Below are 25,439 nucleotides of genomic sequence, written 5' to 3'. Positions count from 1 at the left end.
CCCGAAGGTCCGCCGCGGACCTTACGGCAGGCTGAAGGCAAAATCCGGCGCCCGTCAGGCCCCCGTCAGCTTCGCCGCCTATCAACCCCCATCGTCGATCAAACCAACGGAGATTTCCATGAAGCGGTTCTACCTGGCGCTGCCGCTGGCCCTGGTTCTCGGGGCCGGCATCGCCCACGCCGACGGCGATCGCTGTGCCGTCCCGCGCGACCAGTGGCAGCCCGAGCACGCCCTGCGCGCCAGGCTCGAGGCCGATCACTGGCGGATCCGGCGCATCAAGGTCGAGGACGGCTGCTACGAGGTCTACGCGATCGATGCCGCAGGGAACCGGAAGGAAGGCCACTTCGACCCCCGGACCCTGCAGCCGGCGGGCACGGACGGGGACAGCTGACCATGGCCGGGAAGATCCGGGTCTGGGACCCGATCGTGCGGGTCGCCCATTGGGCGCTGGTCGCAAGCATCGCCGTCGCCTGGATCAGCGGCGACGAGTGGCAGGCCCTGCACGAAACCGCCGGGTACGCCGCCGTCGGGATCGTGGCGCTCCGCGTCGTCTGGGGCTTCGTCGGCTCCCGGCATGCCCGGTTCTCCGATTTCGTGCGGGGCCCGTCGACCGTGCTGGCCTACCTCAGGGACCTGGCTGCCGGGCGCGAGCGGCGCCATCTGGGCCACAACCCGGCCGGCGGCGCCATGATCGTCGCCCTGCTGGCGACGATCCTCGGTCTCGGACTGACCGGCTGGCTCGGAACCACCGACGCGCTCTGGGGCGTCGACTGGATCGAGGAGGCCCACGAGACGCTGGCCGACGGGCTGGTCGTCCTGGTCGCCCTGCATATCGCCGGCGTCCTGCTCGCCAGCATCCGGGAGGGCGAGAACCTCATCCGGGCGATGGTCACCGGACGCAAGCGCCTCGGCGAGCCGGCGCAATAGCCGGCCACCGCACCGTCGACGACAGGCGGCGCTCGCCCGGCACGGGGCCGTCCGTCGACGCGGCTTGTCAATAATTTACAGAATGACAGTCCGGCAGGACGATTAATTGACAAACTCGGCGCGGAATTTCAGTCGGTTGTTGACTGTGTTTTCTCACCCGATACCGTACTGCAGGTTGCCATAGTAATGTCGTTTTCGACAGATTCGCCGGGCACAGCGGGTGGCCCGCTTCAGGGGGAAACAGCCCCCTCATCGCGGAGAGAAGCGCAACAGAAGCACTCGAAAACTGCGGACGCGCCGATGCCGTCGGGGGCGGCGACGCGACGGTCGTGGAGGCGAAGCCCCGGAACGTGATCGCCCGGAGGACGGGGCGACCCCATTCCCGGCACGCTCGAAGCGACCGACCGCACGCGAGACACGCGAGACCCCATCCTGCTTCCGCGCGTCGCGTGGACGGCCTCCCAATGGCCGACCCCAAGAATTCGGACACTGCCCCGAAGATATCGTGGAGCAGACCGCTGCGCTTCCAACGATTCGTTCCCCGGCTTCGCGGACAGATGACGCGATCCCCTTGTCGCTCCCCAACACTCCTTTCCGCTTTGCTTTCCAAGACCGGAGAATCACGTTAATATACAAAACAGTATGGGTGGATAGGCTGCCCATCTTGGGGGTTTGAATAAAAATTCAGATACTCTGAAATCCCAATATACACCCCCGACCTCAAGGGGAGGAAAAGACGGTGACCGATCACGCCTCGGACAACCGACAAGAACACTGGAACAGAACCAGGAACCTGATGATCGCGCATCTGGTGGTCTGGTTCTTCTTCGCCTATCTCGTCCAGTGGTTCGCGGCCGACCTCAACAAGATCAGCTTCCTGCACTTCCCTGTCGGCTTCTACATGGCCGCCCAGGGCTCGCTGTTCGCGTTCGTGATCCAGCTGTTCATCTTCGTGAAACAGCAGGATCGCATCGACCGCGAATGCGGCGTGGCTGAAGAAGACTGACGGGGGTACGCAACATGAGCTGGTTTCGAATCCAGGGACGGTTCGTAGACAACCTTCCCAAGATCTACGCCATGTACACGGGCGGCTTCCTGCTGTTCGTCGTCCTCATGGCGATCCTCGAGCAGGCCGGCCTCAGCGCCGATACGATCGGCCTCCTGTTCGTCGGCTTCACCATCGTGATCTACGCCATGATCGGGTGGCTGTCGCGAACCATGCAGGTCGACGCCTACTACGTCGCCGGCCGCGAGGTTCCGCCGGTGTTCAACGGCATGGCGACCGCGGCGGACTGGATGTCCGGCGCGTCGTTCGTGGCGATGGCCGGCGGCATCTACATGGCCGGTCACCCGTACCTGGCGTTCGTGGTCGGCTGGACCGGCGGCTACGTCCTGGTCGCGGTACTGATGGCGCCGTACCTCCGCAAGTTCGGCTGCTACACGGTGCCGGACTTCATCGGCACCCGCTACGGCGGCAACCTCGCCCGGTTCCTGGCCGTGGTCGTCCTGGTGGTCGCGTCGTTCACCTATGTGACGGCGCAGATCAACGCCACCGGCACGATCGCCGCCCGCGCCCTGCAGATCCCGTTCGAGGTCGGCGTCTGGTTCGGTCTCCTCGGCATCCTGCTGTGCTCGATGCTCGGCGGCATGCGGGCGGTGACCTGGACCCAGGTGGCCCAGTACATCGTGCTGATCATCGCCTACCTGGTGCCGGTGTTCTGGATGTCCATCAAACAGGACTTCGGCTGGTTCCCGCAGTTCGCCTACGGCGATGCGGTCGCCCGCATCAACGAGCTGGAACCGATGCTGCAGGTCGGAGTGCTGAAGCCGGTCGACAAGGTCGCCGGCATGAGCGCGCTGACGGTCCTGCACGCCACGCCGGCCAACACCGCGCTGGCGTCGTGGCAGTTCGTGACCCTGGTGGCGTGCATGATGCTCGGCACCGCGTCGCTGCCGCACATCCTGATGCGCTACTTCACCACCCCGTCCGTCCGGGCGGCGCGCAGCTCGGTGGCGTGGTCGCTGTTCTTCATCACGCTGCTTTACTTCACGGCCCCGGCGCTCGCCACGCTGACCAAGCTGCAGGTTCTCGATCCGAACCTGGCCACCAGCATCATCGGCAAGGCGGTATCGGACGTGAACGCGCTCGAATGGATCCAGAAGTGGAGCGCGGTCGACATGCTGAAGATCGTCGACAGCAACGGCGACGGCATCCTGCAGATCAACGAGTTCTTCATGCGCGCCGACATCGTCGTGCTGGCGACTCCGGAGATCGCGGGGCTGCCCTATGTCATCTCCGGCCTGGTGGCCGCGGGCGGCATGGCGGCGGCGATGTCGACGGCCGACGGCCTGCTGCTGGCGATCGCCAACGCGCTGTCGCATGATCTGTACTACAAGATCATCGACCCGAAGGCGGAGACCCGGAAGCGACTGCTGGTCGCCCGCGTCCTGCTCATCGTGATCGGTGCGGCGGGTGCGTTCGTGGCCAGCCTGAAGCTGACCGGCATTCTCGGAGCGGTGGCCTGGGCCTTCGACTTCGCGATGTCGGGCCTGTTCTTCCCGCTGGTGCTCGGCGTGTGGTGGAAACGCGCCAACCGTCCGGGTGCGATCGCCGGCATGGCGATCGGGCTGGCAGCCGGGTCCTGGTACCTCTACATGGTCCGCTTCGCGGGCATGGAGCCCTGGATCGGCATCGATCATCTGCGGTTCGGCATCATCGGAGCGGGCGCGAGCCTGATCTCGATGGTGGTGGTATCGCTGCTGACCGAGGCCCCGGACAAGGAGACCCAGGACATGGTCGACGAAGTCCGGATCCCGTCCGGCCAGACCATCCTCGGCTCGACGCACTGACCAGACGCATACGGGAAGCCGGGGGGAGCTCGCCTCTCCCCGGCTTCGCTTTTTCGGGCTATTGCTGCACTGACGACAGCTTAGGGGGATTGCCGACAATGGAGGACTTCGTCCCGCTGTGGGCCGTGGTGATCGATTATGTCCTCGGCGTCGTCATGTGGACGCTGATCGGCCGGTTCGGGATGGGCCTGTTCCTGCCGGAGAACTCCAGCTTCTTCTTCATGCGGTTCTTCGTGCGCTCGACCGACCCGCTGATCCGGGTGTTCCGTCCGGTCACGCCGGGCTTCCTCGACCAGCGTTTCTGGCCGTTGTACGTCGCCTGGTTCTTCTACATGGCCCGCTTCTACCTGATGCCCTGGCTGCTCGGGTACTCGGTTATGGGCATGCTGTCGTTCCCGCTGGAGGGCGAGATCGCGCGCGGCCTGGCGTCGCTCATGTACCGCTTCCAGAACTAGGCCGCCGTCACTCGCGGCCGTCGGTCCGGTGAAGCCGCCGATCAGCAGGTCCCGTTAGTCGACCCCCATCAGCACGATCCGGTCGCTCCCGCTTCGCGCTGCCCGTCCCGGAGGACGGCCGCCGTGTCGAGGGTATCGCGAAGGTTCTGCCGCACCTCGCGCCACCGGAACCGGACCGAGTTCAGGACGATCGGCTCGTCCAGCTCCTTCAGCTCGTCGACGATCGGCGCCCAGCGCACCAGCGCCGGCGGACTCTCGACGAAAGCGGCGGCGTCGTCGGTGACGGCTGTCCAGTCGCAGGCCTCGATACGGGCCAGGACCGCCCGGGCACTCTCCTCGAACGCCGGTCCGGAGTCGGTCGGCTTGCCGGTTTCCGCCAGGATCTCCGCGACCGCCTCGCGCACCGCCGCCCCGATCTCGGGAACCGCGGACGGCAGGTCGCGCGCCATCAGCCCACCGGCGAACACCGCCAGGTCGGAGAGGCAGGCCAGCCACATCTGCCATTTCGCGATGTTGATCGAGTGGACGAACCCGTCGTCGTCGAACAGTTCGGGGTAGCGCATGCCGGCCCGGGTCCGCAGGTATCCGTAGAGAGAGATCTGCGCCACGTGGCTCGCGCGGGTCGCCAGGAACCGCCTGAGGGTCTCGCGGTCGGCCACGGGCTCCCGCCGCCGGCTCCGGCCCAGGCCGAGATAGTCGCGGATGGTCCGCCACAACTCGCCCGACTGGCCGAGCGTCCGAAGTCCCTCGATAAGGCCCCCGAACGCCGGTTCCGGCCGTTCGACCCGCCTGAGACGCCGCATGCCGCCTCCCTGCCCGCCGGCCGCCCCAGACGGCCCGCAGACAGCCTAGGGAGGTTCCGCGCGGCCGGCAACAAAGCAGCCGGAGCGGCGCGCGCTCAGCCCCGGCGGGCGGCGATCCGGTCGCGCATCTCCAGGATTCGGCGGGCCCGGTCGACGATCGGCTTGTCGATCATCTTGCCCTTGTAGGCGACCGCCCCCAGACCCTGGGCCAGGGCCGACTCGAACGCTGCCAGCAGCCCCTCGGCGTGCGCGATCTCCTCCGCACTCGGCGCGAACGCGGCGTTCAGCACCGGCACCTGGGCCGGATGGATCGCCATGCCGCCCTCCGACCCGGCCCGGCGGCCGGCCTCGGCACAGCGCCGGAACAGATCGAGATCGGTAAACTCGGCGATCGAGCCGGGATAGCCGATCGGCATCACACCGGCTTCGCGCGCCGCCAGCCGCACCGCCGCCTCGTACGGCGCCAGCACCTCGGGGTCGGGCTCCGGCAGGCCGAGATCGGCCGCCAGGTCCTCGCCGCCGGCCACGATTCCCGCAACCCGCGGCCCCTTGGCGATCTCACGAGCCTCGGCAATGCCCTGGGCGGTCTCGACCAGCACGCAGAACCGGATCCGCCCGACCGGCAGGTCGCGCTCGGCCTCGAGCTCGGAGACCACCTGATCGATCTCCACCAGATGGTGGCGGGAGTCGACCTTGGGCAGGCACAGGCCGGTCACGCCGGCGATCACCGAGGCCTCCAGGTCCGGCAGCGCCAGCCGCCACGGCCGGTTGATGCGGACCAGCACCTCGCCGCCGCCGGCCGCCACCGTCGGCACGGCGGTCGCCAGCGCCGCCCGGGCCGCCGCCTTGCCGTCCGGCGGGATCGAATCCTCAAGGTCCAGGATTACGCCGTCGGCGCCACGGTCGGCCGCCTTGGCCACGAACCGCTCGGCGGTCGCCGGAACGTACAGCAGCGAGCGCCACAGCGGCATGTCGGCGATCCCGACGTCGGTCGTCCCGGTCATCACAGCGCTCCTTCCGCCGCCAGGGCCGCCGGGTCGTGCCCGAGCGCCCGCCAGATCTCGTCGTTGTGCTCCCCCAACTCCGGCGCCGGCCGGCGCAGCTTGCCGGGGGTCTCGGACAGCCGTGGGATCACGTTGTGCATGGCCAGCCGGCCGGTATCGGCGTCCGGCATCGAGACGATGACCTCGCGGTCGAGCGGGTACGGGTGCTCGGCGAGCTGCGCCACGTCGGCCACGGCGCCGACGGTGACGCCGGCCTTCTCGAAGATCGCCAGGCATTCCTCCTGGGTCCGCTCGGCCATGAAGGCGCCGACGATCGGGTCGAGCTCGTGGTTGTTGCGGACCCGGTCGGTGTTGGTGCGAAAGCGGGGGTCGTCGATCAGCTCCGGCCGGCCGATGGTCCGGAACAGCCGCTCGGCCATCGCCTGCATCGAACCGCTGAGCGCCACGTACTTGCCGTCGCTGCAGCGGTACACGTTGCGCGGCGCGGTCTGGTTGGACAGCGAGCCCAGGCGTTCCGGCACCCGGCCGGACAGGTCGTAGTTGGCGACGATCGGGCCGAGCACCGAATGGATCGGGTCGAACAGCGGCAGGTCGATCACCTGCCCATTGCCGCCCTTGGCCTCGATCTCGCGGATCGCCACCATCACCGAGAACGCGCCGTACAGGCCGGCGATCATGTCGGCCAGCGCCAGCGGCGGCAGCACCGGCGGCCGGTCGCCGAAGCCGTTCATCGCGGCGAACCCGCTCATCGCCTCGACCAGGCTGCCGAAGCCGGGCTTGTGCGCCCACATGCCGTCCTGGCCCCAGCCGGAGATCCGCACGACGATCAGGTCCGGGTTGCGGGCGTGCAGCACGTCCGGGCCGATGCCCATGGCCTCCAGGGTGCCGGGCTTGAAGTTCTCGACCAGCACCCGCGAGGTCGCCGCCAGGTCGAGCATCAGCTCGACCGCCCGCGGATGGCGGAAGTCCAGGGTCACGCTCTTCTTGTTCCGGCAGTAGACTTTCCAGTGGGTCGACACGCCCTCGGTCCGCCAGTTCCGCAGGTCGTCGCCGACCTTCGGCTTCTCGATCTTGACGACCTCGGCGCCGTGGTCGGCCAGCACGTGGGTGACGGCGTTGCCGGCCACCAGGCGCGACAGGTCCAGCACGCGGATGCCGTCGAGCGCCCCCGGCGCGTCCGGCTCCCAGGACTTCTCAACGCCGCTCATCGGGCAGTCTCCTCCAGGGCTGAAAAGATGGTATCGGCGGTCGGCGCGCCGGGCGAGGCGGGTCTTCGGTCAGCCGACGATAGCGACGCCGGCGGCGCCGGTGAAGTTCGCGAACCGGAAATGGTGTCTCACGGCTGCAGCGGGTCCGGCTCCAGCCTGATCAGGCCGAGCGAACGGCCGCTCTCCAGGTCGACAACCATCAGCGCCTTGTCGCGCCCGGCGAGCTGCAGGTGCAGGACCAGCCGGCGCTGGTCCATCGCCATGTCGAGGATGCGGGCCCGCGGCGGCAGCTGCAGCGACACCTCGCCGAAAGCCGTCGGCGGCGCGGTCGGCACGGCGACCGCGACGGCCGCCTCCGGCTGGTCGGAGCCGGCGCCGCCAAGTCGCTTGGCGACCGTCACCCCCAGGATGCCGAGCCCGGCCACGATCATGACGCCCATCACGACCGCCGCAACCTTGACCGCACCAAGATACGGCACGACCGGCCGCTTCTCGGGGGTACCGCCTTGTCCTATGTTGCCGGCCATGAATTCCGATCCCCAGTGCCCGGTTCCGACCGGGATTACAGCGCCGACCGTCGTCGTCGTCGAGGCCACCGCCGAAGCCCTCGCCGCGCATCCGGGCGACCGGATCGACCGCTGGCTGACGCGCTGCCTCGACGCCCGTGACGACTGCCCGCCGCTTTCCCGTAACCGACTGAAATCGTTAATACTGGACGGCCAGGTTCAAGCGGACGGCGCGACCATATCCGACCCCTCGGACCCGGTCAAACCGGGCGCACGCTACCGGATCGAGGTGCCGCCGGCGGCCCCGGCCGAGCCCGAGGCCCAGGACCTGCCGCTGTCGGTGGTCTACGAGGACGACGCCCTGATCGTGATCGACAAGCCGGCCGGCATGACCGTGCACCCGGCGCCCGGCGCCCCGAAGGACACGCTGGTCAACGCCCTGATCGCCCATTGCGGCGACAGCCTGTCGGGGATCGGCGGCGTCAAGCGGCCCGGCATCGTGCACCGCATCGACAAGGACACCAGCGGCCTGCTGGTGGTCGCCAAGACCGACGCCGCCCACCATGCGCTCGCCCGGCTGTTCGCCGAGCACGAGATCGAACGGGCCTACCGGGCGGTGTGCTGGGGCGTACCGGTGCCGCCGGCCGGCCGGATCGAGGGCGCGATCGGCCGGCATCCGCGCGACCGCATCCGCATGGCGGTCCGCCCCGAGGGGTCCGGCAAGCCGGCGGTCACCCACTACCGCACGCTGCGCCGGTTCGGCGAGGCCGCTTCCCTGCTGGAGTGCCGCCTGGAGACCGGGCGCACCCACCAGATCCGCGTCCACCTGACCCATATCGGCCATCCGCTGGTCGGCGACCCGGTCTACGGCCGCGGCCGGACCGCGCGTCTCGCCGGGCTGCCGGACGCAGTTCGCGACAAGCTGCGGGGGTTCCCGCGGCAGGCCCTGCACGCGGCCGTGCTCGGCTTCGCACACCCGGTCAGCGGCGAGGCGCTGCGCTTCGAGAGCCCGCTGCCGGCTGACATCGCCGCGCTGCTCGCCGGTCTCGAGGGCGCCGGATAGCGCGCCCTCTTCAAATCAGACCTCAATGGTCCTATTTATACCACAAAGCCGGGGCATTCAGGCTGTCCAGGACACACAGGGGTAGGATCGAAATGGCGGCTCCACGCGCGAGTCTTCCGTCCATCAGCGTCGAGGGCAACCTCTCCCGCTACCTCCAGGAGATTCGGAAGTTTCCGATGCTGGAGCCCGGCGAGGAGTACGTGCTCGCCAAGTCGTGGCGCGAGCACGGCGACGTCGATTCCGCACACAAGCTGGTCACCAGCCACCTGCGGCTGGTCGCCAAGATCGCCATGGGCTACCGCGGCTACGGCCTGCCGCTCGCCGAGCTGATCTCGGAGGGCAACGTCGGCATGATGCAGGCGGTGAAGCGCTTCGACCCGGAGCGCGGCTTCCGCCTCGCCACCTACGCCATGTGGTGGATCCGGGCCTCGATCCAGGAGTACATCCTGCATTCCTGGTCGCTGGTGAAGATGGGCACCACGGCGGCGCAGAAGAAGCTGTTCTTCAACCTGCGCCGGCTGAAGGGCCAGATGCAGGCGATCGAGGACGGCGACCTGTCGCCCGAGCGGGTCAAGGCGATCGCCGAGAAGCTGGAGGTCTCCGAGGCCGACGTGGTCTCGATGAACCGCCGCCTGCAGAGTCCGGACCATTCGCTGAACGCGCCGCTCCGCCAGGACGGCGAGGGCGAGTGGCAGGACTGGCTGGTCGACGAGGAGCAGAACCAGGAGGCCCGGTACGCCGAGGACGAGGAGCTGTCGAAGCGCCGGCGCCTGCTGAACAATGCCATGGAGACCCTGAACGACCGCGAGCGCCACATCCTGACCGAGCGCCGGCTGCGCGACAATCCGACGACGCTCGAGGATCTGAGCCAGGAGTACGACATCAGCCGCGAGCGGGTGCGTCAGATCGAGGTGCGGGCGTTCGAGAAGCTGCAGAAGGCGATCCGCAACGCCGCGATCGAGGAGAAACTGGTCCAGGAGAGCCGCTGACCGCAGCTTTCCCGGCCCGGCGGCGTCACTCGCGGCCGGGCCGTCCCTGGTTAGGCCGATCCTGGCCGGCGCGATCGTCGTCGGCCTCGCGGCGCCCGCCGGCGACGCCGGGGCCCCATTCCTCGACCAGGTCGCGCTGGCGCCGCCGAAGCCGCTGGATCCGCTGCTCCGTCCGCATGCCGATGAACATGCCGACGATCCCCGGCGCCACGAAGTAGATCGCCCAGCCGAGCGCCGCGGCGCCGTACATCACCAGCCAGGTGACCGGCTGGGCGATGACCCGGAACGCGTGCTCGTAGGAGTGATCCTCGGTCCACAACTGGATCATGAACGGCAGCACGCCGGTGAAGTTCATCGCCCCCACGCACAGGGTCGCGTACTTCTCCTTGCGGCGATCGGTGATCATCGCGCCCAGGGTCGGCAGCATGCCGATTCCCAGCACCAGGATGGTCGGCAGGGTGAACAGGCCGATCACCGCGATGATCATGAAGAAGATCGCGCGGGTGGCCGCGCTGCTGGCCGAATTGGCTGTCATGTCGACGAACGTGGGATCGGTCGATGCGAAGAAAGCTGGGCGTCGGCCATGTCTATAGCATGAACATGATGATGATGGCGGTCGAGCCGATGCTGCCGACCACCCCCGAGGTGACCGCGGCCACCTGTTCGCCGAGCTCGGTGGCCATGTGGTCGCGGTTCTGCAGCTCGATCGTCAGCTGCTGGATCTGCGCCCCGCAATGCTGGTGCTCCTGCTGGGCCCGGGTATAGCCCTGCTGGTCGCGCTGCGACGCCTTGGTGTCGCCGTAGATGTTCTGCAGCTCCATCAGCAGGCCGGTATCGGCGGCGCGCGAGATGCTCTGCTCCATCGCCTTGCGCTGCTTGAGATTGTGGAAGCCGTTCACCGCCGACTTCATGAGGTCGACGAACCAGGCCGCCAGGTTGGGCGCCGGTCCGCTCTTGGTCATCACCTGCACCCGCGCCAGCAGCGTCAGGGCCGCCAGGACATGGTCGGTGCCGGAGTTGTCGGTGCCGCCCAGCGGCCGCACGAACCGCTCGTCGACGTCCGGCGACCGGGCCACCGCGAACGCCGCGATGTGGCGGTCCATCGGCCGGCCGCTGCGGTCCTTCGACGCCGCCACCCGCTCAAGGGCCGGCACCAGCTCCTCGATGCGGGTCACGTACAGGTGCTCGATCAACGGGCTGCGGCAGTGGACGTGGTCGTTCAGCTGATACAGCACCCGCTCGATCCCGAACCCGGGTCCGGTCTGGTTCAGGATCAGCGGCAGCTTGTCGAACAGCGCGTAGAGCTCGTTCAGGTCGGACCGGGTGCGGGCCTGCAGCGACATCCACAGCCCGACGAACCGGCCATTGATGAAGTCGGCGACCTTCTGGCGGACGTCGTCGCGCTCGAAGTCGAGCGCCAGCGCCGCCCCGACCCCGTCGACATGGGCGGCGAACCCCTTGTGCCGGATCGGCGCCCCCGGATCCAGGGCCATGCAGGCCCGGGTGATCAGCCGCGGGGTCTCGGCCTCGGCGGCGTTCTGGACCGCGGCGTGGTTGCCCAGCACCTTGTTGACGTTCTCGAGCACCTTCTCGTCGTTCAGGCTGCGCCGCAGCCAGTTGTCGAAGTCCTGGCCGCGCACCACCTCGCCGGCGACCAGCCAGTTGCGGCCCAGCGCCTCGGCCACCGACCGCACGTTCTCGTGGTCGCGCCCGCCGATCAGGATCGGGCGTGCCGCCTTGGCCGGCAGCTTGGCCTGCTTCGGCGTCAGCCGGCGCCCGCCGATCCACAGCTCGACCTCGCGGACCGACCAGCGCTCGCGCGCGTCGTCCGACAGCAGTCCGCGCAGCAGCTCCATCATGTTCATCTGGATCCGCGCGCCGGCGGTCAGCGTCGCGTACGAGCCCTGGGCGATCTTCCGCTCGATGATCTCGGTGCTGCCGAGCTCATGGACCGGGTTGCGCCCGAGCAGCAGGAACACGATGCAGACGCCGAGCGAATACAGGTCGTCGGCGATCCCGCCGCGGCCGCGTGCCGACGGCTCGGCCATCGCCTGCTCGAGGGTCTCGCAGAACGCGGGGTTGTTCAGTCCCGGCGGCGACGTCAGGCAGTCGCCGAGCATCACCTGCTTCTTGCCGGTGTCGGCGAAGTACAGGTTGTCGGGCCGTATCGCCCGATGCGGTATGCCGCGGGTCGACAGGTCGCGGAGTATGCCGATCGCCGGCGTCACGAAGCCGCGCACGATGCGTTCGTCGCTCATCGGCTCGATCACGTCGGCGATGGCGTGCGCGACCCGGCCGCCCGGCGGACGCTCGTAGACCAGGACCGGCAGCCGGCGGCGCGCCGGCGCCCAGGCCGCGACACCCCACTCCACGAATCGCATCATGGCGCTGGAGGTCAGGCCGCGGACCGGCTCGATGTCCTCGTGACGATAGGGAACGCGGGCGTCGCAGACATAGGCGACGAGGTCCCCGTGCTCCTCGCGCCGGGCCGTCGCCCTGTAGGCCTTGGCCTGAGGCAGGTCGAAATCCGGCAGCGGCTGGTCGGGGTCGACCTCCACCCGTTCCTTGATGACGACACGTTCGGCCATGGCTCGCTCCCGGGAACCGACCGGGCAAGTCTAGCACGAGGGGTGCCGCCGAAAGCACCCACATTGCCCGGAAGGCGGCCGGCCTCGCGCCCGTCAGAGCCCCGAGGCGAACGGATCGCGGACCAGGATGGTGTCGTCGCGCTCCGGGCTGGTCGACAGCAGCGCCACCGGTGCCTCGATCAGTTCCTCGATCCGCCGGATGTACTTGACGGCGCTGGCCGGCAGTTGGGCCCACGAACGCGCGCCGTGGGTACTGTCCTGCCAGCCTTCCATGGTCTCGTAGATCGGCTCGACCCGCGCCTGCGCGGCCTGGCCGGCCGGCAGGTGGTCCAGTTCCCGGCCGTCCAGCCGGTAGCCGACGCACACCTTCAGCTCGTCGAAGCCGTCGAGGACGTCGAGCTTGGTGAGCGCGATGCCGTTGACGCCGCCGGTCTTGATCGCCTGGCGGACCATCACCGCATCGAACCAGCCGCAGCGCCGCTTGCGGCCGGTCACGGTGCCGAATTCGCGCCCGCGCTCGCCCAGTTTCTCGCCGATCGCGTCGGTCAGCTCGGTCGGGAACGGACCGGCACCGACCCGGGTGGTGTAGGCCTTGGTGATGCCCAACACATAGCCGATGTTGGTCGGCCCCATGCCGGAGCCGGTGGCGGCCTGGCCGGCCACGGTGTTCGACGACGTCACGTACGGATAGGTGCCGTAGTCGACGTCCAGCATCACCGCCTGGGCGCCCTCGAACAGGATCCGCTTGTCGGCCAGCCGCGCCTGCTCCAGCCGCTCCCACACCCGGCCGGCGAACGGCAGGATCCGCGGGGCGATCCCGGCCAGCGAGGCCAGCAGCTCGGCCGGGTCGATCTCCTCCTCGCCGAGCCCGCGCAGATAGGCGTTGTGGTGCTGCGCCAGGTACTCGACCTTGGCCTTCAAGGTCTCCGGCTCGCCCAGGTCGGCGACCCGGACCGCCCGGCGCCCGACCTTGTCCTCGTAGGCCGGGCCGATGCCGCGGCCGGTGGTGCCGATCTTGCCGTCGCCGCGCGCCGCCTCGCGCGCCTGGTCGAGCCGGCGGTGCACCGGCAGGATCAGCGCCGCGGTCTCGGCGATCAGCAGGTCGCCCGGCTGCAGGTTCAGGCCCTGGCCGCGCACCCGGTCGAGCTCGTCGAGGAACGCCCAGGGATCGACCACCACGCCGCTGCCGATGACCGACAGCTTGCCCGGCCGCACCACGCCCGAGGGCAGCAGGCTGAGCTTGTAGGTCTGGTTGCCGATCACCAGCGTGTGGCCGGCGTTGTGGCCGCCCTGGAAGCGCACCACCACGTCGGCGCGCTCCGACAGCCAGTCGACGATCTTGCCCTTGCCCTCGTCGCCCCACTGGGCGCCGATCACGGCGACGTTGCTCATGCCTTGTCCTCCGACGCCCCGGCCTTTCCGAGGGCGATGACCTTTCCGTCCTGCCAGACCGCGGCGCAGCGCTGGCGCCGGGCCTCGGCCACCACGTCCGCCACCGGCTCCAGCCCCTGCACCGTCACCCGGCCCTCGGCCCGCAGCGCCGCCGCCGCCTCGCGCGGGGCGCCGTGCGGCACGAACACCGCCTCGCGCCGCTTCGGCGCCGGCAGGGCCTGCAGCACCTTCTCCATGTAGAGCGTGAAACCGGTCGCGGTCTCGTTCGGGTCGCCGTTCGGCCGGTACCGGCCGCCACGCCCGACCTCGGCCCGCACCCCGCGCACGAACAGGCTGAACGCGATGCCGGTGTGATACTCGAAGCCGCGGTTCTCCACCGGGTCCAGGGTGATCGCCAGGCCGGGCGCGGCGGCCGCCACCAGGTCGGCCACCTCGGTCAGGCGGTCGAGCGCGGCCCGCGCCTCCTCGGGCAGGTCGATCCCCGCCAGCGCCGCCAGCGCGTTGTCCTTCGGCCCGGTGGCTGCCAGCAGGCGCGTCAGCACCGGCGCGACCTTGCCGCCCAGTTCCTCGACCGCGGCGGTGTCCTTGCGGTCGATCGCGGCGCGCAGCCGGGCCGCCTCGGCCGCCGGCAGGTCGAGCCCGGCGAGCACCGCCGGCACCAGCGGCGGCACCATCAGGTCCAGCGACAGCCGCTCGATCCCGGCGGCGCGCAGCGCCTCGATGCCGACCAGGATGATCTCGGCGTCGGCCGCGGCGGTGTGGCTGCCGATCAGCTCGGCGCCGACCTGCACCATCTCGCGCTCCGGGCTGACCTGCTCGGCGGTAGTGTGCAGCACCTCGCCGGCGTAGCAGAGCCGCAGCGGCCGCGGCACGTTCTTCAGCCGGGTCGAGGCGATGCGCGCGACCTGCGCCGTCATGTCGGCGCGCACCCCCATCATGCGCTGCGACATCGGGTCCATCAGCCGGAACACCCGCGACGACAGCGCGGCGCCCGGGCCCTCCAGCAGGCTGGTCTCGAACTCGATCAGCGGCGGCTTGACGCGCTCGTATCCGTGGGTGGCGGTGCGCGCCACCATCACCTCGATCAGCCGGGCTTCGTTCTCGGCGTTGGGCGGCAGCACGTCGCGCAGCCCTGCGGGCAGCAGGGCGCGGCGGCCGAGATCGGTCATCGGATCGGACACGGGCTCGCAGGCCTCTTCGTCGGGGCGTTTTGACGGGCGCATTGTCCTAGAGGAAACCGGCGCCGGGGGCAACGGCGGGATCGTCGCGGCGGCCCCAGTTCGCCGCAGGCTCACCCACCTGCCTGCGCTATCGCCCCCGAACCCGTCACGCTGATGCTACTCTCCGGGTCGCAGTCGCCCGCGACACACGTGAAGGACACAACACGATGAACGGCGATCCGCATACGGGGGCGCCGCCCGATATCTACGTGCTGCGCGCCACCTTGACCTCGCCGTATGGCCGCAAGGTGCGGATCGCGGTCGACGTGCTCGGGCTCGCCGACCGCATCCGGCTGGTCCCGGCCGACACGCTGGACGCCGGCGACAGCCTCCGGCAGCAGAACCCGCTCGGCAAGATGCCCTGCCTGCTGCTGGCCGACGGCACCGCCCTGTACGACAGTCGGGTGATCGTCGAGTTCCTGCAGGAGCAGGCGGGCACCGAGCGCCTGCTGCCGGCCCGCGGCGAGGCCCGCTATCGGGCGCTGACCCGGGCGGCGCTGGCCGACGGCATCGCCGACGCCGCCCTGCTGATGGTGTACGAACGGCGGTTCCGCCCCGACGGCCCGTGGTCCGAGCGCTGGCTCGACCACCAGCGCGGCAAGGTGCGGCGCGGCCTTGCCGCGTTCGCCGAGGCGCCGCCCGACCCGCTGCGGACCGACCTGGTGTCGATCGGCCTCGCCTGCGCGCTCGCCTATCTCGACTGGCGCCAGCCGGTATCCTGGCGCCCGGACTTCCCCGCCCTCGCCGGCTGGCTCGACGCCTTCGCGGCACACGAGCCGGCGTTCGGCCGATCGTTTCCGAGCGAACCGACGCCCACACGGAGTTGACGACATGAGCCGGGTTCCCGAGATCGACCCCGAGGCCCTGACCGCCGAGCAGCGCCGGGTCTACGACGCCATCGTCGCCGGCCCGCGCGGCCGGGTCCGCGGCCCGCTGGCGATCTGGCTACAGCGCCCGGACCTCGCCGACCGCGCCCAGGCGCTGGGCCGCTACTGCCGCTACGACAGCTCGCTGCCGCCGCGGCTGTCGGAGCTGGCGATCCTGGTCACCGCCAGGGTCTGGGGGGCGGAGTTCGAGTGGTACGCGCACGCCCCGCTGGCGGCCGAGGGCGGACTGTCGGCGGCGGCGATCGAGGCGATCCGGACCGGCGCGGAGCCGGTCTTCGCGGGCGAAGACGAGCAGGTCGTCTACGACGTCGCCCGGGCGATGAACGCCGAGCGCCGGCTGTCGCAGCCGCTGTACGACCGGGCGGTCGCCGTGCTGGGGCTGGGCGGCCTGGTCGACCTGATCGGGGTGCTCGGCTACTACAGCCTGGTCTCCATGACCCTTAACGCCTTCGAGGTCGACCTGCCCGCCGGCACGCCGCCGCAACTCGGGTGACGGCGATGACCTGTTCCGTCCCGACCTTCCACCTCTCGCCCAGCGCGCCGACCCTCCGGCTACCGGCCGGCGCCTGCGACACCCATTGCCACGTGTTCGGCCCGGCCGCGGCCTTCCCGTACGCCGAGAACCGGACCTACACGCCGCCGGCCGAGGCCCCGAAGGAGAAGCTGTTCTCCCTGCACGACGCCATGGGCCTCCAGCGCTCGGTGATCGTCCAGGCCGGCTGCCACGGCTTCGACAATTCGGTCGTCGCCGACGCCATCGCCGCCCGGCCCGGCCGCTATCTCGGGGTCGCCCTGCTGCCGGTCGACGTACCCGATGCCGAGCTGCGGCGGCTCGACGCCCAGGGCTTCCGGGGCGTGCGCTTCAACTTCATGCGGCATCTCGGCAAGGGGGCGTCGATCGACGAGGTGATCGCCTTGTCGACGCGGCTGGAACCGCTCGGCTGGCACCTGCAACTGCACATGGAGAGCGGGCTGCTGGCGGAGATGATCCCGGCCATGAAGCGCTCGGCGGTGCCGGTGGCTATCGACCACATGGCGCGGGTCGACGCGGCACTCGGCCTCGATCAGCCGGCCTTCGTCGACTTGCGCCGGCTGCTCGAGGACCCGAACTTCTGGGTCAAGGTCAGCGGCAGCGAGCGCTCGACGCGCACCGGCCCGCCCTACGCCGACGCGGTGCCGTTCGCCCGGACCCTGGTCGAGGACGCCGGGGACCGGGTGCTGTGGGGCACCGACTGGCCGCATCCGAACTTCAGCGGCCCGGTGCCGGACGACGGCGCGCTGGTCGACCTGCTGGCCGGGATCGCCCCGGACCCGGCGGCGCTGCGGGCCCTGCTGGTCGACAACCCGACCCGGCTCTACCGTTTCCCGACATCCTGACAGCGAACGGACCGGCATCATGGGCAAGCGCCTCGAGGGCAAGATCGCGATCGTCACCGGCGCCGGCTGCGTCGGCCCGGGCTGGGGCAACGGCCGCGCCACCACAATCCGGTTCCTGGAGGAAGGCGCGTCGGTGCTGGCGGTCGACCGTTCGCCGGAGGCCCTGGAGGAGACCCTGGAGCGGGCCCGCGCGGTCGGCGGCGAGGTCCAGGCGCATCTCTGCGACGTGACCGACAGCACGGCGGTCGCCGGCATGGTCGCCGCCTGTACCAAGCGCTGGGGCCGGGTCGACGTGCTGGTGAACAATGTCGGCGGCTCGGCCCGGGGCGGCCCGGTCGAGATGGCCGAGGAGGTCTGGGACGCCCAGGTCGACTTCAACCTGAAGAGCGTGTTCCTGACCTGCAAGCACGTGCTGCCGGTGATGGTCGAGCACGGCGGCGGCGCGATCGTGAACCTGGCCTCGACCTCCGGGCTGCGCTGGACCGGCGCCGCCCAGGTCGCCTATGCCGCCACCAAGGCCGGGGTGATCCAGCTCTCGAAGGTGGTGGCGGTCGAGTACGCGCCGAAGGGCATCCGGGTGAACACCGTGGTGCCCGGCCAGCTCCACACCCCGATGGTCGAGGCGCGGCTGGCCGGCCAGCGCGCCGGCGGCGACGTCGAGGCGCTGTTGCGCGACCGCGTGGCGCGGATCCCGCTCGGCTTCATGGGCGACGGCCGCGACACCGCCAACGCCGCGGTGTTCCTCGCCTCCGACGAGGCCCGCTTCGTCACCGGAACCGAGATCGTGGTCGACGGCGGCATGACGGCACGCTGCGACTGAGGGCCGGTTCGCGTCACCCTGGATATACGCGCCCGGATCGGGTATCGAATCGGAACGGGCGGGGGCCCAGAACGGAGCGAGCCTGCAGTGCGCCTGCTGTTGACCGGACTGACCTGTATCCTGCTTTCCGCCTGCGTGACCACCGGCCAGCCCGAGGTCGCGAGCGTCCCGGCACCGACACCGTCGACCAACGGCAAGGCGACACTGGCCTCGACCATGGAAGTCCGGGTCGACACCTCGGCTGTCGGCGGCATCCGTCCGGCCCAGGTCGGCGAACGGCTGGCCCTGGCGCTCGCCACCATCACCGAGTACCAGCCGGAGACCGGCGAGGCGGTGACCCCGATCCGCAGCGCCGTCGCCATGCCGGACGCCAGCGGCCAGATGACCCGCACCACCGTCTATGCGCCGAACGCCTACCGGCAGACCGTCTGGATGGACGACCACGACAAGGTGCTGTTCGACCGGCGCGAAGTCGATCCGGGCTGGTACCTGGTCCACAGCTTCGGCTCGACCGCCGGCTTCGAGCGGAGCAAGCCGCGCAACGGCCAGCGCGGCTGCCTGCTGTACGGCGGCGCCCCGGCGCCCGGCGTCGAGCCGGTCGCGCTGCGGGCCGGCGAGGTCGGGTATTTCGGGCACTTCGTGATCACCATCGCCGTCGCGCCCGGCGACGACCCGGCCAAGCCCTACAGGCTGTCGGTGGCCGACGCCGCGATCGAGCCGGCGCCGCCCGGGCTCGACGACCTGCTGCGCCGCGACGGCTTCGACCCGGCGCGCGTCACCCGGATCCCGCCCGACCGCTTCCCGTGCCCCTGGACGGTGCCGCGGGCGGCGACCAGCTGACCGGCGCCGCGCCCGGTTCCGCGACGCCCTCCCCCCTGAAACCGACGCGTATCCGTCGCCCCCGGCAAAACGGCGTCGTCCGCGGCCGCTAGGGTGCGGTACATCGTAGCCAGACGCATCCGGGGGAGCAGGCCGCATGGCCGAGGCAGGACGCCGGCGCGGCCCGACGGGCAAGCCGCGCTATTCGATCTTCGCGCTGGCGCGCAACGCGCTCAGCTATCACGAGAACTGGCAGGCAGCCTGGCGCAGCCCGGAGCCGAAGCCGTCCTACGACGCCATCGTCGTGGGCGGCGGCGGCCACGGCCTGGCGACCGCCTACTACCTCGCCTCGGTGCACGGCATCCGCAACGTCGCGGTGCTGGAGAAGGGCTGGATCGGCGGCGGCAACACCGGCCGCAACACCACGATCATCCGCTCCAACTACCTGTGGGACGAATCGGCGGCGATCTACGAGCACGCGCTCAAGCTCTGGGAGGGCCTGACCCAGGAGCTGAACTTCAACCTGATGTTCAGCCAGCGCGGCGTGATCACCCTGGCGCACTCCGAGCACGAGCTGAAGGAGATGCGGCGCCGGGTCGAGGCGATCCGCCTGAACGGCATCGACACCGAGGTGCTGGACACCGCCGGCGTGAAGAAGCTGGTGCCGATCATCAACACCGACCAGTCGATCCGCTACCCGGTGATGGGCGGCTTCGTGCAGCGCCGCGGCGGTACCGCCCGGCACGACGCGGTTGCCTGGGGCTATGCCCGCGCCGCCGACGATCTCGGCGTCGACATCATCCAGGGCTGCGAGGTCACCGGCTTCCTGAAGGACGGCCAGGGCCACATCGAGGGCGTCGAGACCACGCGCGGCACGATCCGCTCCAAGCGCATCGGCTGCGTCGCCGCCGGCCATTCCGCGGTGCTGGCCGCCATGGCGGGGTTCAAGCTGCCGATCCAGGCGCGGCCGCTGCAGGCCCTGGTGTCGGAGCCGATCAAGCCGGTGATCGACACCGTGGTCATGTCGAACGCGGTGCACATGTACGTCAGCCAGTCCGACAAGGGCGAGCTGGTGCTGGGCGCCGGCACCGACAGCTACAACTCCTACGCCCAGCGCGGCTCGCTCAACATCATCGAGCACCAGCTGGCCGCCGCCTGCGAGCTGTACCCGATCGTCTCGCGCCTGCGGGTGCTGCGGACCTGGGGCGGCATCGTCGACACCTGCCCGGACGCCTCGCCGATCATCTCGACCACGCCGGTCGACGGGCTGTTCTTCAACTGCGGCTGGGGCACCGGCGGCTTCAAGGCCACCCCCGGCTCCGGCCACGTGTTCGCCGACCTGATGGCCAAGGGCCGGCCGAACGCCATCGCCGCCCCGTTCAGCCTGGAGCGGTTCAGCGGCGGCTACCTGATCGACGAGCACGGCGCCGCCGGCGTGGCGCACTGAGGGACCGGACCATGCTGCTCATCACCTGCCCGTACTGCGGTCCGCGCGACGACGCCGAGTTCAGCTACGGCAACCAGGCCCACATCGCCCGCCCCGTCGACCCGTCGGTGTGCAGCGACCAGGAATGGGCCGAGTACCTGTACTACCGCGACAACCCCAAGGGCCCGTTCGCCGAGCGCTGGATGCACGCCGCCGGCTGCCGGCGCTGGTTCCACGTGGTGCGCGACACCAATACCCACGCGATCCTGCAGACCTACAAGGTCGGCGAGTGGCCGGACCCGGCGATCGACCCGCGGGAGGGCACGTCGTGATGCGGGTGCTGCGGAGCGGCGGGTGGGTTCCGGATCGGCCGCACCGGGGTGACGCGTCCGTCCGGAATGACGGAGAGGGAGGGTCGGTGGCCATCCTCGCCATACTCCCTTGTCGTCATTCCGGACCGGATCGCAGGAGGCGAGACGGAGCCGGAACCCACGAAGCGACGTGCTTTCCCACGGAGCCCCCCCGATGAGCCAACCCAACCGCCTCGCCACCGGCGGCCGGATCGACCGCGGCCGGCCGCTGGCGTTCCGCTTCGACGGCCGCACCCTGCACGGCTATGCCGGCGACACCCTGGCCTCGGCGCTGCTGGCGAACGGCGTCCACCTGGTCGGCCGCAGCTTCAAGTACCACCGGCCGCGCGGCATCCTCGGCCTCGGCGCCGAGGAGCCGAACGCGCTGATCCAGCTCGGCCGCGGCAACCGCACCGAGCCGAACCTGCGGGCGACGCAAATCGAGCTGTTCGACGGCCTCGACGCCCAAAGCCAGAACCGCTGGCCGTGCCTGCGGTTCGACGTCGGCGCGGTCAACTCGGCCTTCCACCGGCTGTTCCCGGCCGGCTTCTACTACAAGACCTTCATGTGGCCGCCGGCGCTTTGGAAGACCTACGAGGAGGTCATCCGCAACGCCGCCGGCCTCGGCAAGGCGCCGGAAGGCCCCGACCCCGATCGCTACGAGCGCATGCACGCCCATTGCGACGTGCTGGTGTGCGGCGGCGGCCCGGCCGGACTGGCGGCGGCGCTGGCGGCCGGGCGCAGCGGGGCGCGCGTCATCCTCGCCGACGAGCAGTCGGAGTTCGGCGGCTCGCTGCTGGGCGAGGCCGACGTGGCCATCGGCGGCAGCCCGGCGACCGACTGGGTCGCCGAGGTGGTGGCCGAGCTCGAGTCGATGCCGGACGTGACCCTGCTGCGGCGCGCGACCGTCAACGGCTACTACGACCACAACTACCTGACCGTCGCCGAGCGGGTGACCGACCACCTCGGCGTCGGCCTGCCGACGGTGCCGCGCCAGCGGCTCTGGAAGATCCGGGCCAAACGGGTGATCCTGGCGACCGGCGCCATCGAGCGGCCGCTGGTGTTCCGCGACAACGACCGGCCCGGCGTCATGCTGTCGAGCGCGATGCGCGGCTATGCCGTGCGCTACGGCGTGCTGGCCGGCGACCGGCCGCTGATCGTCACCGGCAACGACGACGGCTATCGCACCGCCCTGGCGCTGGCCGACCGGCACGCCCGGGTCGCCGGCATCGTCGACCTGCGGGCCGAGCCCGAGGGCCCTCTGGTCGAGGCGGCCCGCGACCGCGGCATCGAGGTGTTCGCCGGCCACAGCGTCGCCGGCGCCCATGGCGGCCGACGGGTCGAGGCGGCCGAGATCGCCTTCATGACCCGCGACGGCTCCGGAATCACCGGCGGCACCCGCACCATCGAGTGCGACGCCATCGCCATGGCCGGCGGCTTCAACCCGACCGTCCACCTGTTCTCGCAGTCGCGCGGCAAGCTGCGATGGGACGAGGAGCGGGCGATCTTCCTGCCCGGCACAAGCCACGAGGCCGAGGTCTCGGTCGGCGGCTGCGCCGGCACCGAGAGCGTCGCCCAGGCGATCAAGGACGGCATCAGGGCCGCCGTCGAGCAGGTCCGTGACCTCGGCCACACCGTGCGCCAGCCGGCCGCCCCGGCGGTCGAGGAGCCGGGCCAGGGCGCCGGCAACCGGGTGATCTGGATGCTGCCGTCGACCGCCCCGGTCGGCCGCAAGGGCAAGCACTTCGTCGACTTCCAGAACGACGTGACCGCCGCCGACGTAATGCTGGCGACCCGCGAGGGCTACCGCTCGATCGAGCACGTCAAGCGCTACACCACCACCGGCATGGGCACCGACCAGGGCAAGACCTCGAACGTCAACGCGCTGGCGATCGTCGGCCAGACCCTGGGCGTCGACGTGCCGGCGGTCGGCACCACCACCTTCCGGCCGCCCTACACGCCGACCACCATCGGCGCCTATGGCGGGCGCGACGTCGGCCGGCTGTTCGCGCCGGTCCGCACCACCGCGATGGATTCCTGGCACCGCGCCAACGGTGCCCGGTTCGAGCACGTCGCCGACTGGATGCGGGCGTACTACTACCCGAAGGACGGCGAGAGCTTCCGCCAGGCGGTCGACCGCGAGGTCACGGCCGCCCGCCAGGGCGTGGGCGTTCTGGACGCCTCCACCCTCGGCAAGATCGACGTGCGCGGCAAGGACTCCGCCGAGTTCCTGAACCGGGTCTACACCAACGCTTGGGCCAAGCTCGGCGTCGGGCGCTGCCGCTACGGGCTGATGCTGAAGGAAGACGGCATGGTGATGGACGACGGCGTCACCACCCGGCTCGCCGACGACCACTTCCACATGACCACCACCACCGGCGGTGCCGCCCGGGTGCTGAACTGGCTGGAGGAATACCTGCAGACCGAGTGGCCGGAGATGGACGTGCGCCTGACCTCGGTCACCGAGCAGTGGGCGGTCGCCTCGATCTGCGGGCCGAAGAGCCGCGAGCTGCTGGGCCGGATCTGCACCGACATCGACCTGTCGAACGATGCCTTCCCGTTCATGGCGATGCAGGAAGGCACGGTCGCCGGCATCCCGGCCCGGGTGTTCCGGATCTCGTTCACCGGCGAGCTCAGCTACGAGATCAACGTGCCGACCCGCTACGGGCTGGCGCTGTGGGAAGCCGTCATGGCGGCCGGCGCGGACCTGGGCATCACGCCGTACGGCACCGAGGCGATGCACGTGCTGCGGGCCGAGAAGGGCTTCATCATCGTCGGCCAGGACACCGACGGCTCGGTGACCCCGCTCGACCTCGGCATGGACTGGATCGTCTCGAAGCAGAAGCCGGACTTCATCGGCAAGCGCGGCATGGCCCGCCCGGACCTGTCGAAGCCGGACCGCAAGCAGCTGGTCGGCCTGTACACGAAGGATCCGAACGAGGTGCTGCCGGAGGGCGCGCAGGTGGTCGAGACCCTGAAGCCGAAGCCGCCGATGGCGATGCTCGGCCACGTCACCTCGTCCTACTACAGCCCGAGCGTCGGCCGATCGATCGCCATGGCGCTGATCAAGGGCGGCCATGCCCGCAAGGGCCAGACCCTGCACGTGCCGCTGGAGGGCCGCACCGTCGAGGTGACGGTGACCGACGGCACCGTGTTCTTCGACCCGGAAGGGAGCCGCCGCGATGGCTGACACTGCTACCCCCGCCGCCCGCAGCCCGCTGGACGGCTGTACCGGCCCGGTCGGCGGCCCGTCCGACGCCGGCGTGGTGCTGGGCGAGCTGCGCTTCCAGGGCAAGATCAACCTGCGCGGCGACGCCGCCGACAAGGCGTTCGCCGCGGCGGTCGCCAAGGCGATCGGCGTCGAGCCGCCGGCGACCCCCGGCACGGTGGCGACCGCCGGCGGGCGCGCGATCCTGTGGCTCGGCCCGGACGAGTGGCTGGTGGTCACCCCGGAAGGCGAAGGCGGCGACCTCGCCGGTACCCTGAACGCGGCGCTGGCCGGGATGCGGGCCTCGGCGACCGACGTGTCGGACAACTACACGACCGTCAGGATCGCCGGGCCGAAGGCCCGCTGGGTGCTGGCCAAGGGCTGGGCGGTCGACCTGCACCCGCGCGCCTTCGGCCCCGGCCGGGTGGCGCAGAGCCAGCTGGCGCTGACCAACGCGATCATCCGGCAGACCGACGACCTTCCGTCGTTCGAGATCCTGGTCCGGCCGTCCTTCGCCAGGTACCTGTGGGACTGGCTGACCGACGCGTCGCTCGAGGTCGGCTACCGGGTCGAGGCCTGACCGCCGCACACCGAACGCACGCAGCCGCGCAGCCAGCGGTGCGCCGGATCTGCGTCCATCCGCGGGTGCCACAGCAGCGAGACGGTGATCTCCGGGACCGGCACCGGTAGCGGGAAGCTGTACAACCCGGCACGCAGGGCGACGGTGTGCCGCTCCGGCACGGTGGCGATCAGGTCGGTGTCGCGGGCGAGCGCCAGCGCCTCGGCGAAGCCGGCGACGATCGTCGCGACCCGGCGGGTCAATCCGAGCGGCAGCAGCGCCTCGTCGACCGGGCCGCGATCAAGTCCGCGCCGCGACACCGCGATGTGGCGGCCGGCGGCATAGCGGGTCGGCGTAACCTCGCCCTCGCTCAGCTCGTGCCCCTGGCGCACCACGCCGACGAAGCGGTCCCGGAACAGCGCCTGGGCCCGCACCTCCGGCCCGCTGGTGCCGCTGGCCACGCCGGTGTCCAGGTCGACGCTACCGTCGCGCAGCGCCCCGCTTTCCTTGTCGGACTTCGGCACGAACCGCAGCCGCACCCCCGGCGCCTCGGCGGCGACCCGCGCGATCAGGGCCGGCCCGAAATTCTCCACGAACCCCTCGCGCACACGCAGGGTGAAGGTACGCGCCAGCGTCCGGAGATCGAGGGCCTCGGCCGGACGCAGCGCCGCCTCGACCTCGCGGACCAGTTCGCCGACCCGTTCGCGAAGTTCGAGCGCTCGCGGGGTCGGAACCAGGCCGCGACCGGCCCGGACCAGCAGCGGGTCGCCGGTAGTCTCGCGCAGCCGGGCCAGCGCCCGGCTCATCGCCGACGGGCTGAGCCGCAGGCGCTTTGCCGCCCGCGCCACGCTGCCTTCCGCCAGCAGCACGTCGAGGGTGACCAGCAGGTTGAAGTCCGGCCGTGCCATGCGCCGAGCGTAGCACGTCCCAGCCAATACATGGCGTCATATGCAGTATTTGAGTGCAAACGCTGCGCGTTCCGCCATGC

25 protein-coding genes are annotated in these 25,439 nt (G+C 70.5%); 16 read left to right on the top strand and 9 right to left on the bottom strand.

Features of this window, described 5'->3' with window-relative positions; all coding sequences use genetic code 11:
• The first annotated feature begins 118 nt into the window (after positions 1–118).
• From IE246_RS15840 to IE246_RS15820, 5 genes are all read left to right on the top strand, one after another.
• A complete protein-coding gene (locus IE246_RS15840; RefSeq protein ID WP_189991335.1) occupies positions 119–391 on the top strand; it encodes a PepSY domain-containing protein in 273 nt (90 codons plus the stop codon).
• Positions 392–393: 2 nt separating this feature from the next.
• Positions 394–927, top strand: coding sequence for a cytochrome b/b6 domain-containing protein (locus tag IE246_RS15835; RefSeq protein ID WP_189991333.1), 534 nt, complete (start codon positions 394–396; stop codon positions 925–927).
• Between the two features lie 739 nt (positions 928–1,666).
• Complete coding sequence (locus IE246_RS15830) at positions 1,667–1,933, top strand: DUF4212 domain-containing protein (RefSeq protein WP_268245280.1); 267 nt, start codon at positions 1,667–1,669, stop codon at positions 1,931–1,933.
• Positions 1,934–1,947: 14 nt separating this feature from the next.
• Positions 1,948–3,777 carry a sodium:solute symporter family protein gene (locus IE246_RS15825; RefSeq protein ID WP_189991329.1) on the top strand — a complete coding sequence of 610 codons (1,830 nt, stop codon included), beginning with the start codon at positions 1,948–1,950 and terminating at the stop codon, positions 3,775–3,777.
• 98 nt (positions 3,778–3,875) lie between these two features.
• Complete coding sequence (locus IE246_RS15820) at positions 3,876–4,232, top strand: YggT family protein (RefSeq protein WP_189991327.1); 357 nt, start codon at positions 3,876–3,878, stop codon at positions 4,230–4,232.
• Between the two features lie 68 nt (positions 4,233–4,300).
• Here IE246_RS15820 and IE246_RS15815 read toward each other — a convergent pair whose 3' ends face one another.
• The 4 genes from IE246_RS15815 to IE246_RS15800 form a co-directional block, all read right to left on the bottom strand.
• Positions 4,301–5,035 (bottom strand): hypothetical protein, encoded by a 735-nt coding sequence (locus IE246_RS15815; protein WP_229837251.1) that lies wholly within the window; start codon positions 5,033–5,035, stop codon positions 4,301–4,303.
• Positions 5,036–5,130: 95 nt separating this feature from the next.
• Entirely contained in the window at positions 5,131–6,039 is a 909-nt protein-coding gene (locus tag IE246_RS15810) for an HpcH/HpaI aldolase/citrate lyase family protein (protein ID WP_189991325.1), read from the bottom strand.
• Positions 6,039–7,247, bottom strand: a complete 1,209-nt coding sequence (locus tag IE246_RS15805; RefSeq protein WP_189991323.1) for a CaiB/BaiF CoA transferase family protein — start codon at positions 7,245–7,247, stop codon at positions 6,039–6,041. The genes IE246_RS15810 and IE246_RS15805 overlap by 1 nt, the downstream gene beginning before the upstream one ends.
• Positions 7,248–7,375: 128 nt before the next feature.
• Complete coding sequence (locus tag IE246_RS15800) at positions 7,376–7,774, bottom strand: hypothetical protein (protein WP_189991321.1); 399 nt, start codon at positions 7,772–7,774, stop codon at positions 7,376–7,378.
• Between IE246_RS15800 and IE246_RS15795 the strand changes: the two genes are divergently transcribed.
• Positions 7,773–8,816, top strand: a complete 1,044-nt coding sequence (locus tag IE246_RS15795; RefSeq protein WP_189991319.1) for an RluA family pseudouridine synthase — start codon at positions 7,773–7,775, stop codon at positions 8,814–8,816. The two genes, IE246_RS15800 and IE246_RS15795, sit on opposite strands and share 2 nt — an antisense overlap.
• A 92-nt stretch (positions 8,817–8,908) precedes the next feature.
• Positions 8,909–9,805, top strand: a complete 897-nt coding sequence (gene rpoH, locus IE246_RS15790) for an RNA polymerase sigma factor RpoH (RefSeq protein ID WP_189991317.1) — start codon at positions 8,909–8,911, stop codon at positions 9,803–9,805.
• 25 nt (positions 9,806–9,830) lie between these two features.
• Here the strand turns inward: rpoH and IE246_RS15785 are convergent, their stop codons facing one another.
• The 4 genes from IE246_RS15785 to IE246_RS15770 form a co-directional block, all read right to left on the bottom strand.
• Positions 9,831–10,340, bottom strand: coding sequence for a hypothetical protein (locus tag IE246_RS15785; RefSeq protein ID WP_189991315.1), 510 nt, complete (start codon positions 10,338–10,340; stop codon positions 9,831–9,833).
• Between the two features lie 52 nt (positions 10,341–10,392).
• Complete coding sequence (locus IE246_RS15780) at positions 10,393–12,393, bottom strand: serine/threonine-protein kinase (RefSeq protein ID WP_189991313.1); 2,001 nt, start codon at positions 12,391–12,393, stop codon at positions 10,393–10,395.
• A 93-nt stretch (positions 12,394–12,486) separates the two neighbouring features.
• Complete coding sequence (locus IE246_RS15775; RefSeq protein WP_189991311.1) at positions 12,487–13,785, bottom strand: adenylosuccinate synthase; 1,299 nt, start codon at positions 13,783–13,785, stop codon at positions 12,487–12,489.
• Entirely contained in the window at positions 13,782–14,966 is a 1,185-nt protein-coding gene (locus tag IE246_RS15770) for an ATP phosphoribosyltransferase regulatory subunit (protein WP_308434492.1), read from the bottom strand. The genes IE246_RS15775 and IE246_RS15770 overlap by 4 nt, the downstream gene beginning before the upstream one ends.
• Positions 14,967–15,172: 206 nt before the next feature.
• On the opposite strand from IE246_RS15770, the gene IE246_RS15765 reads away from it, so the two are divergent.
• The 9 genes from IE246_RS15765 (at position 15,173) to IE246_RS15725 (ending at position 24,472) form a co-directional block, all read left to right on the top strand.
• Positions 15,173–15,832, top strand: coding sequence for a glutathione S-transferase family protein (locus tag IE246_RS15765; protein WP_229837250.1), 660 nt, complete (start codon positions 15,173–15,175; stop codon positions 15,830–15,832).
• 4 nt (positions 15,833–15,836) lie between these two features.
• Entirely contained in the window at positions 15,837–16,385 is a 549-nt protein-coding gene (locus IE246_RS15760; RefSeq protein WP_189991308.1) for a carboxymuconolactone decarboxylase family protein, read from the top strand.
• Positions 16,386–16,390: 5 nt separating this feature from the next.
• Positions 16,391–17,269: an amidohydrolase family protein gene (locus IE246_RS15755; protein ID WP_189991306.1), complete on the top strand. Its 879-nt coding sequence runs from the start codon at positions 16,391–16,393 to the stop codon at positions 17,267–17,269.
• Positions 17,270–17,288: 19 nt separating this feature from the next.
• Positions 17,289–18,089 carry an SDR family NAD(P)-dependent oxidoreductase gene (locus tag IE246_RS15750; protein ID WP_189991304.1) on the top strand — a complete coding sequence of 267 codons (801 nt, stop codon included), beginning with the start codon at positions 17,289–17,291 and terminating at the stop codon, positions 18,087–18,089.
• A gap of 87 nt (positions 18,090–18,176) precedes the next feature.
• Positions 18,177–18,929 carry a hypothetical protein gene (locus IE246_RS15745; protein WP_189991302.1) on the top strand — a complete coding sequence of 251 codons (753 nt, stop codon included), beginning with the start codon at positions 18,177–18,179 and terminating at the stop codon, positions 18,927–18,929.
• Between the two features lie 136 nt (positions 18,930–19,065).
• Entirely contained in the window at positions 19,066–20,355 is a 1,290-nt protein-coding gene (locus IE246_RS15740) for a sarcosine oxidase subunit beta family protein (protein WP_189991300.1), read from the top strand.
• Between the two features lie 11 nt (positions 20,356–20,366).
• Positions 20,367–20,666 (top strand): sarcosine oxidase subunit delta, encoded by a 300-nt coding sequence (locus tag IE246_RS15735; protein ID WP_189991299.1) that lies wholly within the window; start codon positions 20,367–20,369, stop codon positions 20,664–20,666.
• 193 nt (positions 20,667–20,859) lie between these two features.
• Positions 20,860–23,874, top strand: a complete 3,015-nt coding sequence (locus IE246_RS15730; protein ID WP_189991297.1) for a sarcosine oxidase subunit alpha family protein — start codon at positions 20,860–20,862, stop codon at positions 23,872–23,874.
• A complete protein-coding gene (locus IE246_RS15725; protein ID WP_189991295.1) occupies positions 23,867–24,472 on the top strand; it encodes a sarcosine oxidase subunit gamma in 606 nt (201 codons plus the stop codon). Before IE246_RS15730 ends, IE246_RS15725 begins: the two co-directional genes overlap by 8 nt.
• Here the strand turns inward: IE246_RS15725 and IE246_RS15720 are convergent.
• Positions 24,454–25,359: a LysR family transcriptional regulator gene (locus IE246_RS15720; RefSeq protein WP_189991293.1), complete on the bottom strand. Its 906-nt coding sequence runs from the start codon at positions 25,357–25,359 to the stop codon at positions 24,454–24,456. The two genes, IE246_RS15725 and IE246_RS15720, sit on opposite strands and share 19 nt — an antisense overlap.
• Positions 25,360–25,439: the final 80 nt, after the last annotated feature.

The organism is Thalassobaculum fulvum (genome assembly GCF_014652915.1).
GTDB lineage: Bacteria > Pseudomonadota > Alphaproteobacteria > Thalassobaculales > Thalassobaculaceae > Thalassobaculum_A > Thalassobaculum_A fulvum.
This window is presented reverse-complemented; position numbering and strand designations above follow the sequence as displayed.

What these genes read in the sequence shown, in the direction of transcription:
- IE246_RS15840 (WP_189991335.1), top strand. Translation starts at nt 119, where the DNA reads ATGAAGCGGTTCTACCTGGCGCTGCCGCTGGCCCTGGTTCTCGGGGCC.
- IE246_RS15835 (WP_189991333.1), top strand. Translation starts at nt 394, where the DNA reads ATGGCCGGGAAGATCCGGGTCTGGGACCCGATCGTGCGGGTCGCCCAT.
- IE246_RS15825 (WP_189991329.1), top strand. Translation starts at nt 1,948, where the DNA reads ATGAGCTGGTTTCGAATCCAGGGACGGTTCGTAGACAACCTTCCCAAG.
- IE246_RS15820 (WP_189991327.1), top strand. Translation starts at nt 3,876, where the DNA reads ATGGAGGACTTCGTCCCGCTGTGGGCCGTGGTGATCGATTATGTCCTC.
- IE246_RS15815 (WP_229837251.1), bottom strand. Translation starts at nt 5,035, where the DNA reads ATGCGGCGTCTCAGGCGGGTCGAACGGCCGGAACCGGCGTTCGGGGGC.
- IE246_RS15810 (WP_189991325.1), bottom strand. Translation starts at nt 6,039, where the DNA reads ATGACCGGGACGACCGACGTCGGGATCGCCGACATGCCGCTGTGGCGC.
- IE246_RS15805 (WP_189991323.1), bottom strand. Translation starts at nt 7,247, where the DNA reads ATGAGCGGCGTTGAGAAGTCCTGGGAGCCGGACGCGCCGGGGGCGCTC.
- IE246_RS15795 (WP_189991319.1), top strand. Translation starts at nt 7,773, where the DNA reads ATGAATTCCGATCCCCAGTGCCCGGTTCCGACCGGGATTACAGCGCCG.
- IE246_RS15800 (WP_189991321.1), bottom strand. Translation starts at nt 7,774, where the DNA reads ATGGCCGGCAACATAGGACAAGGCGGTACCCCCGAGAAGCGGCCGGTC.
- rpoH (WP_189991317.1), top strand. Translation starts at nt 8,909, where the DNA reads ATGGCGGCTCCACGCGCGAGTCTTCCGTCCATCAGCGTCGAGGGCAAC.
- IE246_RS15785 (WP_189991315.1), bottom strand. Translation starts at nt 10,340, where the DNA reads ATGACAGCCAATTCGGCCAGCAGCGCGGCCACCCGCGCGATCTTCTTC.
- IE246_RS15780 (WP_189991313.1), bottom strand. Translation starts at nt 12,393, where the DNA reads ATGGCCGAACGTGTCGTCATCAAGGAACGGGTGGAGGTCGACCCCGAC.
- IE246_RS15775 (WP_189991311.1), bottom strand. Translation starts at nt 13,785, where the DNA reads ATGAGCAACGTCGCCGTGATCGGCGCCCAGTGGGGCGACGAGGGCAAG.
- IE246_RS15765 (WP_229837250.1), top strand. Translation starts at nt 15,173, where the DNA reads ATGAACGGCGATCCGCATACGGGGGCGCCGCCCGATATCTACGTGCTG.
- IE246_RS15760 (WP_189991308.1), top strand. Translation starts at nt 15,837, where the DNA reads ATGAGCCGGGTTCCCGAGATCGACCCCGAGGCCCTGACCGCCGAGCAG.
- IE246_RS15755 (WP_189991306.1), top strand. Translation starts at nt 16,391, where the DNA reads ATGACCTGTTCCGTCCCGACCTTCCACCTCTCGCCCAGCGCGCCGACC.
- IE246_RS15750 (WP_189991304.1), top strand. Translation starts at nt 17,289, where the DNA reads ATGGGCAAGCGCCTCGAGGGCAAGATCGCGATCGTCACCGGCGCCGGC.
- IE246_RS15740 (WP_189991300.1), top strand. Translation starts at nt 19,066, where the DNA reads ATGGCCGAGGCAGGACGCCGGCGCGGCCCGACGGGCAAGCCGCGCTAT.
- IE246_RS15735 (WP_189991299.1), top strand. Translation starts at nt 20,367, where the DNA reads ATGCTGCTCATCACCTGCCCGTACTGCGGTCCGCGCGACGACGCCGAG.
- IE246_RS15730 (WP_189991297.1), top strand. Translation starts at nt 20,860, where the DNA reads ATGAGCCAACCCAACCGCCTCGCCACCGGCGGCCGGATCGACCGCGGC.
- IE246_RS15725 (WP_189991295.1), top strand. Translation starts at nt 23,867, where the DNA reads ATGGCTGACACTGCTACCCCCGCCGCCCGCAGCCCGCTGGACGGCTGT.
- IE246_RS15720 (WP_189991293.1), bottom strand. Translation starts at nt 25,359, where the DNA reads ATGGCACGGCCGGACTTCAACCTGCTGGTCACCCTCGACGTGCTGCTG.